The organism is Dehalococcoidia bacterium, from assembly GCA_022451965.1.
Lineage (GTDB): Bacteria > Chloroflexota > Dehalococcoidia > Lucifugimonadales > Lucifugimonadaceae > TMED-70.
The window spans coordinates 117,193-127,975 of the sequence record JAKUNJ010000007.1; the positions used below are offsets into that span (position 1 = coordinate 117,193).

At 29.1% G+C, this 10,783-nt stretch carries 11 protein-coding genes; 7 read left to right on the forward strand and 4 right to left on the reverse strand.

The genetic code is table 11. From position 1 onward, the window contains the following. Nucleotide 1: 1 nt before the first annotated feature. Together MK083_05285 and MK083_05290 are read right to left on the reverse strand one after the other, a co-directional pair. The gene (locus MK083_05285) at nucleotides 2-607 is read right to left on the reverse strand and encodes a biotin transporter BioY (GenBank protein ID MCH2673868.1); all 606 of its coding nucleotides are present in this window, start codon (nucleotides 605-607) and stop codon (nucleotides 2-4) included. A 53-nt stretch (nucleotides 608-660) separates the two neighbouring features. After that, nucleotides 661-1,695, reverse strand: coding sequence for a hypothetical protein (locus MK083_05290; GenBank protein ID MCH2673869.1), 1,035 nt, complete (start codon nucleotides 1,693-1,695; stop codon nucleotides 661-663). A 238-nt stretch (nucleotides 1,696-1,933) separates the two neighbouring features. Between MK083_05290 and MK083_05295 the strand changes: the two genes are divergently transcribed. The 3 genes from MK083_05295 to MK083_05305 are packed head-to-tail and all read left to right on the forward strand — an operon-like array spanning nucleotide 1,934 to nucleotide 5,193. Beyond that, a complete protein-coding gene (locus tag MK083_05295; protein MCH2673870.1) occupies nucleotides 1,934-2,689 on the forward strand; it encodes an exodeoxyribonuclease III in 756 nt (251 codons plus the stop codon). Nucleotides 2,690-2,698: 9 nt separating this feature from the next. Then, nucleotides 2,699-4,738: a thioredoxin domain-containing protein gene (locus MK083_05300; protein ID MCH2673871.1), complete on the forward strand. Its 2,040-nt coding sequence runs from the start codon at nucleotides 2,699-2,701 to the stop codon at nucleotides 4,736-4,738. Continuing rightward, nucleotides 4,735-5,193: a tRNA (cytidine(34)-2'-O)-methyltransferase gene (locus MK083_05305; GenBank protein ID MCH2673872.1), complete on the forward strand. Its 459-nt coding sequence runs from the start codon at nucleotides 4,735-4,737 to the stop codon at nucleotides 5,191-5,193. Before MK083_05300 ends, MK083_05305 begins: the two co-directional genes overlap by 4 nt. On the opposite strand, the gene MK083_05310 is transcribed toward MK083_05305, so the two are convergent. Continuing rightward, on the reverse strand, nucleotides 5,183-5,797 hold the full coding sequence (locus MK083_05310) for an NIPSNAP family protein (GenBank protein MCH2673873.1): 615 nt from the start codon (nucleotides 5,795-5,797) through the stop codon (nucleotides 5,183-5,185). The genes MK083_05305 and MK083_05310 overlap by 11 nt on opposite strands. A 75-nt stretch (nucleotides 5,798-5,872) precedes the next feature. Here MK083_05310 and MK083_05315 point away from each other — a divergent pair, with 75 nt between their 5' ends. Beyond that, nucleotides 5,873-6,427, forward strand: coding sequence for a nitroreductase family protein (locus tag MK083_05315; GenBank protein MCH2673874.1), 555 nt, complete (start codon nucleotides 5,873-5,875; stop codon nucleotides 6,425-6,427). Here MK083_05315 and aroQ read toward each other — a convergent pair. Next, on the reverse strand, nucleotides 6,424-6,873 hold the full coding sequence (aroQ, locus tag MK083_05320) for a type II 3-dehydroquinate dehydratase (GenBank protein ID MCH2673875.1): 450 nt from the start codon (nucleotides 6,871-6,873) through the stop codon (nucleotides 6,424-6,426). The two genes, MK083_05315 and aroQ, sit on opposite strands and share 4 nt — an antisense overlap. A gap of 101 nt (nucleotides 6,874-6,974) precedes the next feature. Here aroQ and MK083_05325 point away from each other — a divergent pair, with 101 nt between their 5' ends. From MK083_05325 to MK083_05335, 3 genes are all read left to right on the forward strand, one after another. Continuing rightward, nucleotides 6,975-8,006, forward strand: coding sequence for a sugar transporter (locus tag MK083_05325; GenBank protein MCH2673876.1), 1,032 nt, complete (start codon nucleotides 6,975-6,977; stop codon nucleotides 8,004-8,006). Nucleotides 8,007-8,022: 16 nt separating this feature from the next. Then, nucleotides 8,023-9,312: a hypothetical protein gene (locus MK083_05330; GenBank protein MCH2673877.1), complete on the forward strand. Its 1,290-nt coding sequence runs from the start codon at nucleotides 8,023-8,025 to the stop codon at nucleotides 9,310-9,312. Nucleotides 9,313-9,327: 15 nt separating this feature from the next. Further along, nucleotides 9,328-10,783: MFS transporter (locus tag MK083_05335; protein MCH2673878.1), on the forward strand; the 1,456-nt coding region annotated here is incomplete at its 3' end.

Here is a 10,783-nt window from a genome sequence, read left to right on the forward strand (position 1 = left end):
TTTATTTTTTATAAAGATAATTTTTTAAGTTTGAATAACTTATTCCCATAGTTAACATCGAAGCAACTATAGCCTTAATCATATCGCCAATTAAGAAAGGGTATACTGCTTGAGATAAAAGCTCACCTTTATCTGGCCAACCAAAATCAAAAATAGAAAGCCAAATTAATGCTGGAATATATACAGCCATAGTCCCTACAATATATGCCCAGATACTTTTAGAACCACTTAATCCTTTGCTGACTAGTAATCCGACTAAAAGTGATGAAAGAACAAATCCTATTAAGTATCCACCAGTTACACCAATAGAGTAGTTCCATCCTCCATTTCCTCCCTGAAAGACAGGTAAGCCTGCTAATCCTATAAATATGTATCCTAGTGAAGCAGAAAAGCCCCATTTGGGTCCCAGAATACCACCCATTAGTAATATTCCCATAGTTTGAAATGTTATTGGAACGGGATTTCCTGGAATAAAAAACCTAAATTGAGCGAATAAACCAGTAAGAAAAATCAACAAAATTGAAATAAAAAGCTTAACTAATACTGATCTATCGCTAACAATAAGATTAGATTTTTTTATAGTATTTGAATTTTTGTTAATTTTCAAACTCCTTGAGTAAATTAAATTTATAATTATGATACGCTCATTTTAATAGTTTTTTATCTAAAATAACCTGCAAGTTTATCATTTAATAAATCTCTTTTAACAATTTTTTTGTTTTTATTGATTCTAGAAATTTCATTTCTAAGTTTTGCTAGTGACTTTTTTGAAATTTGCCAAGATAAGATGAATGCTGAAGGCATTGACTTGAGTATATCTTTTTCAATACTAGGTAAAATCTTTATTCTTTCTTTGATTGTTAAGTTTGTAGATCTTACAATTGTTTGCTTATCTATGAAACCTCCATCAGAATCCATCATATGAAAAAAATCAAAGAAATCATTTTTAGATAATTTAGGGGTATTAGATTTTTTTTCAAATAAGGATTTATTTATTTGATAAGATTCTTCCGATGAAAACCCCAAATCTTTAGTTAATTTAGTTATATGATGAAATAATAATTCTTCATTCATAAAAAAGCTTAGTGAAAAAATTTCTTCTAAAGTAGGGTTTACTGCAAAAAGTGGAGTAGTTTTACAGAATTGGTAGCCTATTTGAGTTTCGATAACCTCTTTATTGTAAGTAGGGTAATATTTGAATTTTTGATCCTCCGATAAAAAAATTGTAATAAAAGCAGCAATCTTAAGAAGTACATTTTTATTAGTTATAGTTCTTTCACCATTAAGGTATCTGTAAAATTGCCTTTCATTTACATTGAAGTCCTCATAAAAAAAGTTTCTCAACTCGTCTGTTTGGTCGTAAATATACTTGAATATAAAAGATTGAGACTCTGCAATAAAGATCTTTTTTAATTTATTTTTATTTACCTTTATTATTTTTATCTGCTTGCCCCCTATATTTGATACAGGAAAGATATTATTCAAATTAGATACCGCACCTCTTATTGACCTCCTGGTGACTTTTCCATCAGCTTTAGATTCTACAAGCTCTATAACTTCTCTATATTTAGCCTTATCCCCAAGTGAAATAGCGGTAAAGAGAGCAATCATACTAACCAGCTCCCTTTTTTCATGGGAAGTTCCATCTGAAAAAGCAGTTTTTTTATATGAAAATATGGTTTTTTTATTATGCATAATTATTTTATAAATTGTCTATTTATTAAAAATTATACTTATATATTACATTATATTTAAGTCAATAAAAAATATTATTTAAGTCAGTTTTGGTCAAAAAAAATAGATTTTTAGAGCACTAAGCTTTCTTAATTGATAAATTTTTTGGTCAAAATCATTAGTGTAGTCTGAATTATATTTTGTATTTTCTTATTTAAAAATATAATGTAAATAAATTATTGAAAAAAGGACCGGGTATATGAAGATAGTATCTTGGAATGTTAATGGAATAAGAGCATGCCTTAAAAAGGATTTTATGATATTTTTTGAGAATTCAGATGCTGATTTATTCTGCATTCAGGAAACTAAAGCTCAATCTTCGCAAGTAGAAATTAATACTCCTGGCTATTCTCAATTTTGGTATAGTGCTGAAAAGAAAGGTTACTCTGGTACCTTGATATTTGCCAAGAACAAACCATTGAATTCTATATATGGGCTTGGTATAGACAAACATGATAATGAGGGAAGAGTAATAACTTTAGAATATGAATCTTTTTATTTAGTTACTGTTTATACTCCTAATTCAAAGAGAGATTTATCTAGACTGCCATATAGAGAAAATGAATGGGATGTTGACTTTTTGAGCTACATTAAGGAATTAGAGAAATTTAAGCCAGTAATTTTTTGTGGGGACTTAAATGTCGCGCATAAAGAAATTGATCTAAAAAATCCCAAATCAAATGAACGTAATGCTGGATTTACAAAGGAAGAAAGAAAAGGTTTTGACAATATAGTTGCAGAAGGATTTATAGATACTTTTAGAAAATTCAACCAGAATAGTGATAACTATACTTGGTGGAGTTATATGGGAGGATCAAGGGCGAGAAATGTAGGTTGGAGGATTGACTATTTCTGTATATCTAAATCACTAGAAAATAAACTTATTTCTGCAGATATTCATGCTGATGTTTTAGGTTCAGATCATTGCCCAGTAAGTATTGAAATAAATTTGTAGGAATAAATTATGAATTACTTATCAAAGGAGAAATCAGAGTATTTACTTCAACATTCTAAAAATCCAGTAAACTGGTATCCCTGGGTTAATGAAGCATTTGAACGAGCTAAAAATGAAGACAAGCCAATATTTTTATCAATTGGATATTCTAGTTGCCATTGGTGTCATGTTATGGAAGAAGAATCATTTGAAGATATTGAGACTGCTGAGATATTAAATAAAAATTTTATTTCTATAAAGGTAGATAGAGAAGAAAGACCAGATATTGACTCTGTATATATGGCCGCCATACAAATGATAACTGGTAGAGGAGGTTGGCCAGCATCAATTTTTATGAATAGTAAGGGGGAGCCTTTTTATGCTGGAACTTATTTCCCTAAGTTTGATAGACATAATATCCCAGCATTTAAGTCTGTTTTAGCTAAAATTATAGAAATTTATCATAATGATCGATCAAGTATTGATAATCATACTAAAGTGGTAATAGAAGGACTAAGAAAATTTTTTAATTCTTCGGAAATATCAAATATTCAGTCAGATAATATATATGAAAAAATAATTGATCAAATTAATAAATCTTTTGACTTTGAAAATGGAGGATTTGGAGATTTTCCAAAATTCCCAGAAACTACAAAATTACAAATTCTATACTTACTTGGGAAAAAATATTCAAATAATGATTGGTTTAATATGGGGCAATTGAGCTTAGGTTCTATGATAAATGGAGGAATCTATGATCAATTAGTGGGAGGTTTTGCAAGATATTCAACTGATAAGAAATGGATAGTTCCTCATTTTGAAAAGATGCTTTATGACAATGCATTGATTTTATCAATTATGTGTACTTCTTATAAGGTAACTAAAAACTCAAAAATTCTTGAAGCAATAGACCAAACATTTGACTTTCTAGATAATGAAATGAAAACTACAGAAAATCTATTTTTTAGTACTCAAGATGCTGATTCAGAAGGTGAAGAAGGTGCATATTACATTTGGGATTATAATGAAATAAAAAAAATATTAAATCCAAAAGATTTCAATATAATTTCTAGTTTATGGGATATTACAGAAGAAGGAGATATTGATGGTAAAAATGTCCTTAATGTTTCAAAATCTTTAGATCAAATTTCAGAAGAAAAAAACATATCTACTTTAGATATTGATTCTGCAATATCTAGAGCAAAGAATAATTTGATAGAAATAAGACAAAAAAGAATAAAGCCGAGAACGGATAAAAAGATTGTTTCATCATGGAATGCATTACTTATATCTAGTCTTTGTAATAGGTACAATATTACCAATGAAAAGAAATATCTTGAGCAAGCAAAAAGTACTGCAGAGTCTATTTTGAAATTCAATCTCAAGAATAATGTTTTGCTTCATACTACAGAAGGAGAAAATTCATTTCTAGAAGATTATTCTTATTTTATATCCTCATTATTTGAACTATATAACTCTTCATTGGATCCCTACTGGTTCAATTTAGCTAAAGATTTTTGTGATGAAACTATATTAAAGTTTTGGAGTAAAAAAGAAAGTATTTTTTTTGATTCAGTTGAGAGTACTGAACTAATAATAAGACCAAAAGGCTTTTTCGATCCAATGGTTCCTAATCCTGCTGCAATTGCAGCACAAAATCTATATAAAATTTACAGATTTACTGGAGAAGAAAAATATTTTAAAATAGTCGGAGAATCAATAAAAAAAGTTTCAGGACTTCTAGATAAAAGTCCCCTTGATGTACCTTCATGGTTTATGTTGTATTATCAAATGCAAGAACAAAATTATGAGATATTGATTTCAGGTAAAAAGGAAGATAATTTTTATGAAGAATCAAAATCTCTTATATTGTCTTCTTTTATTCCTAACTTAATTTTTTGTTCTTCTACCGGAAATAGAAAAGAGTTAGATCTACCGATTATGAAAGGAAGAAGAAACGATAATAAAACTACTGTTTATATTTGTAAAAATTATGTTTGTAATTTACCCATAAACAATATTAAAGACCTAAATAATCAACTCACTAAAATAGTTGGAGTTTATAAATGAATATTGTACTTTATGAGCCTGAAATACCTCATAATACTGGAAATATAATAAGGTTATGTGCAAATATTAATGCTGATTTACACCTTATACAACCTCTTGGTTTTACTCTCAATGATAAAAATCTACGAAGAGCTTCTTTGGATTATTTTGATATTTGCAATGTTCATATTCATGAAAATTTTGAGAATTTTATGAATATGAAGGGGAAATCTGAGATATACCTGACTGATACAAAGGCTGAAAATAAATATACAGATTTAAATTATAATATTTCTGACACATTTGTATTTGGATCAGAAAGCAAAGGTATAAGTAAGGCTGTACTGCAAAAATTTCAATCAAAAAATAAGATTTATATACCTATGTTTCCAAACATACGTTCGATCAATATTTGTAATTCAGTTTCTGTGATTGCTTATGAGTGTTGGAGGCAATCAAAATTTATTATTGAATAGGAGAAAATTCACTTGGCATTACAATTTTATTTTCCATAAACAATGGTGGTTTTGCTTCAGATTTTGGAGGCCATCCTATTGATGAAAATTTTTCTCTAGCCTCAGTTCTATGTTGAAGACTTTTATATCCCCATATGTGCATAAATTTATTCACTTCTCCCACTTCTGAAACAAAAGCTCCAACTAATGGAGCTAGAGATTTTCTTGCTTCAATTTTTTCCTCCCAAGCTGGTAACATTTTATTAATTTCATTAAATGGGAAAGTATAGATTCTCATTTCAAAGAATGGACCAATATTTCTTTGTTCCCATTTTGGACTAAAAGATACCGGCTTCCAAAATTCAGTATTCATTCTTAACATGTATTCTGCTGTATCTGGTGGCCAAAGATTTTTCTTTACAGCTTTTTCTCTACATTGATTTCTATGTTCCATATTTTCATAAGGCCAAACATGAACTATTTGATTTAATACACCAATTTCTGAATACCAAAAAGCTCCAATTTTTGAAATCGTATTTCTTCCTTCAATTTTTTCTTGAAATTTACTTATAACAGTTTGTAATGAACCAGCTTTGATTTGGTAGGTCCTAAATTCATATATCATAATAGTCCTTTTTTTTAATTTAGAAAATAGTAAGAAAAGGTTACAATAAAACTAAGTAAAAGTATAGGAGAAATAATGTCCCCAGATAATCCGATTTTAGTTAGAAAAAGTTCTGTAAATTTTATGGAAGATCCAATTCAAGATAATGAGGTAAATTCAATTATTAAAGCTGCTATGTGGGCTCCATCATCAAGAAATGCTCAACCGTGGCGTATCATAGGTGTAAAAAGTAACTCAGTAAAGTTTAATCAAATTATTGAATGTTTGTCATCGGATAATAGAGTTTGGGCAAAAAAATCTGGATTAATATTAATATTTTCTACAAAAGAGATTGATGAAAAATTTAATCCAAAAATATTTCTAGATATCGGATTTAGTGGTCAAAATGCCATGATAGAAGCAACAAGGTTAGGATTAGAAACACATCCAATAGGGGGTTGGGATGAGGGTTTAGTAAAGTCTGTAGTTAATATTCCTAGTGAAAGCAAAGTTGGATTTTTATTGGTTGTAGGAAAACCAGGTAATGAAAAAACATTGCCTGATGAACTAATTGATTCACACCAAAAAATTAGAGAAAGAAATGATGTTGAAATGAATTTTAATTATGATCAATGGGGAGAAAAATTTTAAGATCTAATAGAAGAAGCCAATAATTCTACAGCAGATCTATAGCTATTTTCGCCAAATCCCTGAACTGTTCCAATAACTGCTGAAACAATTAGTGATTTTTGTCTCCATGATTCTGGTCTTGAGTATATGTTTGACATATGTACTTCGACACAAGGGTAACTAACTGATTTTATTGCATCATGCAGTGCAGTAGAAGAATGAGTTAGTGCACCAGCATTAATTATGCAGCCATCGATAGAATTATTTTTCCCATGCATAAAATCTAAGATTTCACCTTCATGATTACTTTGATAGAATTCTAAATTAACACTAATTTCTTTAGAAAATTCTTTTAGGTTATCATTTATTTCATCAAGTGTTTTTGAACCGTATATTTCAGGCTCTCTTTTACCAAGCATATTAAGATTAGGTCCATTTACGATTAATATTTTTAATTCATTACTCATAAGCAACTTTATTTATTTGATTTAGATATATTCTAATATAATCTATGATAATCGAAAACGTAAACTAAAAATATGATTTTGTATATATTGGAGAGTAAATAATGAAATTAATTCAATTGTCAAATTCTGAAAACTCTAGAATAGTAGGGGTTTTATTTGAGAACAAAATATTTAACATAACTGAAATAAACAAAAATTTAAGTACTACATATGAATTAATTAACTATTCATTATCTAGCGACTTGAGTTTAGAAAATATTATTACTAATTTATTGGAAAAAGCGCCAGCTCTCAAATATTCTTATGATGAGATAATGCATTCAAATAAAACTGATAATTTACCAAAAATATTAGTTCCCATAGATCATCCTGATCCTTATAAATTATTTATTTCAGGTACAGGATTAACTCACACTGGATCTGTAAAATCTAGAGATATGATGCATAATGAAAATGAACTCAAGAAAGATCAAACAGATTCAGCAAAAATGTTTCAAATGGGTATAGAGGGCGGCAAACCAAAAGAAGGTAATACTGGAGTGGCTCCAGAATGGTTTTACAAAGGTAATGGGACTAATTTGAAAGGCCCAAATGAAGAATTAGAGATCCCTGATTTCTCACTAGATGGAGGAGAAGAACCAGAAATTATAGGATGTTATATTATTGATTTTCAAGGCAATCCTGTAAGAATCGGATTTTCACTTGGCAATGAGTTTTCTGATCATGAAACTGAGCAGATAAATTATCTTTATTTAGCGCATTCAAAAATGAGAAATTGTTCTATTGGGCCAGAGCTTGACACAAGACTTGAATTTAAGGATATTTCTATTAGTTGTGAAATTGACAGAGATGGATCAAAAATTTATGAAAGTGGAATCTTGAAATCAGGAGAAGAATATATGTCTCACAGTTTAGACAATATGGAGTATCATCATTTCAAGTACGATATTCATAGACGTCCAGGTGATATACACTTACACTTTTTTGGAACTAGTCAACTATCTTATTCAACAAGAGATTGGAAATTTAATTCTGGTGATGAGATTACTATTTCTTCTCCGGAATTTATAGGGCAACTTAAGAATCGAGTAATTAAGAAAAAATCTAAAGAATTTATAATAAAGAAAGTCTAGGATTTTGACTTCTAATATGTTTTCCAATAAATTTTATCTGATTGCATTAGCTATATTATTACCTACATCGATTAATTTATCTATTACTCAATTTCTAACTCCAATACTAAATGCTTTTATGGTAAGAAGTATAAATCCTGAATTATCAATTAGCGTGTTCTCTATTGCAATGTCCATACTTTTCTTAATTTCTCTTCCTCAATTAAGAGTTCAACATTTGACAATAGTTTATTTTAAGAACTATAGTAAATTCAAAATTCATTTTTTTGTTCTAATTCTTGCGTTCATATGTCTTTTATTTTCAGCTTTAATAATTTTTTCCCCAGTTATAAACTTTGTTCTAGAAATAGTATTTGAAACTTCTGGTGATATGAGAAAAGAAGTTGAAAATGCATTAAGAATTTCTTTTTTTATTCCATTTTTATTAGTAATTAAAATGCATTTATATGCTATTTCAATTGTTTCTTCAAAATCAAACTATATTTGGATTGGAACTATTAGTGGATTTATACTGAGTATTTTTTTTGCATCATTTTTATTTTATTTAGATTTTGATAAATATAATTTGGGAATAACTTCCTATACTATTTCTTCGATAATTGAGACTATTATTATATTGTTTTTAGTAAGAAAAAAATTATTTGATTCAAATGATATTCTAAATAAAGATATCCTAAATATAAGAGAATTGACTAAATTTTTTACTCCCTTGCTTTTTGCTGCATTTTTACCTGCTTTTACAATGCCTGCAATAAATGCTTGCTTAACAAGATTTGATAATCCTGAAATAGCAATATCATCTGTCAATTTAGGTTTTGGTATTTTTGGTGCAGTTACATTTATGATAAATGGATGTCAATCAACTATTCTTTCACTTTTAGCTAATGGATATAAGTATAAAAATATTAGAGACTTTTCATATATTATTGGAATTATTACTCTTTTTGTATGTTTAGCTATTAGCTGGATTCCAATTTTAAGTAATCTTATATTTTTAACTATTTTCGGAATTAAGGGCTCTTTACTTTCAGGAACAATGGTTGTGTTTAGATTGCTTGCTTTTTTACCACCATTTTTAGTTATGGAACAAATTTATGTTGGAATTATTATGAATTCAAAATCTACAAATCCTATTTTTTATATAAATATATATCGATTTATAGTATTAATATTATGTCTTTCTACTGGTATATTATTCCTTAAGAGTTATGGTCCAACAGTTGGGGGAGCATCCTGGGCACTTTCTTTGTTTTTTGAAGCAATCTTTGCTTGGTATTTTGCTAGAAAAATTACTTTACCAAGTTGATCATGAGGGAAAAAAGTGATTTTCGGGAAAAAAAAATCTGTAAATAAATCTGGATACTCTTTATCTGAGCTACCTAAGAAAGATCAATCAATAATAAGAGCTTGGTGTATTTATGATTGGGCTAATTCAGCATTTGCAACATCAGCAGCAGCAGCAATTTTCCCAGTCTATTTTGTTATTGCATTTCAGGAATCCTTCGGTGACGAAATGAATATTTTGGGTATAACTTTTTCAGGTTCGTCACTTTGGGCATTTGGAGTTGCTTTGTCCGCTTTGGTTGTTGCTATTACAAGTCCTATATTAGGGGCAATAGCTGATACATATCCACTAAAAAAGACTTTTTTAAAATATTACATGTTAATAGGAGCAGGATTTACAATTTTAAGTTTTTTTTCTGCTTATGTTGCATCTTCATGGTCTTGGCTTATAGGTTGTTATTTCCTTGCAAATATAGGTTTTGCAGGTGCAAATGTATTTTATAATTCTCTACTTCCAAGTCTTGCTGATTCTAAATACGTAAATCAAATTTCAACAAGAGGTTATGCATATGGATATATAGGTGGAGGCCTATTGCTACTAGTTCACTTAATATTAATTCAAGCTTTTTACGAAACTAACTATAGCGATTTAGTAACAAGATTAGCAATTATTTCTGTAGGACTATGGTGGTTTGGATGGTCTATATGGACATTAAAAGTAGTTCCAGAACCGCAAATAGATACATATGTAAAAAAAGAATCAGTGGTAAAGCTTGTTTTATCAGCATTTGGTAGATTGAGGCAAACTTTTGGAGAGGTAAGAAAATATAAGTATCTTTTTGGTTTCTTAATTGCTTTTTATATTTTTAATGATGGTGTTCAAACTGTTATTGGGATCGCTGGAGCTTATGGAGCTGATGTATTAGGCGTTCAATTAATTTTTAATATGATAACTATTCTAATTGTCCAGTTTGTTGCTGCTCCAGGAGCAGTTTTCTTCGGTTGGCTTGCGGATAAATTAGGAACTAAAGAATCATTAATCGTAGCATTGATGGGATGGATTTTTGTAGTTGCATTTGTATTAGGATTTGCTCCCTTGAGCCTAAAAGATGATAGGGATTTTGATTACCAAATAGAATTTAGCTTAACTGAAAATCTATATGTTGTTAGTAGCGTCCCTGAATTATTAGATACTGCTAATGCAAGAGAATGGAAAAGAAGGTTTCATTTAGAAGAAGGGGCAATGTTAAGTGAATCACAATTAATAGAATTTTTACAAAATGTAGAATTACAAGATTCTAGTAAATATTCTGCTACGGTAATTGATGAAAATACTAAAGTAATTAGTAAAAAACACCCAACTATACTTAGTGATAATCTTCTAGATAGATGGCCAAGTTTCTTGAGATCGGTGCTATGGGAGCCACTTTCAATATCCATAGGTTATCAATGGCTAATTTTAGGTGTTTTTAGCGGTGTAGTTCTTGGTGGGA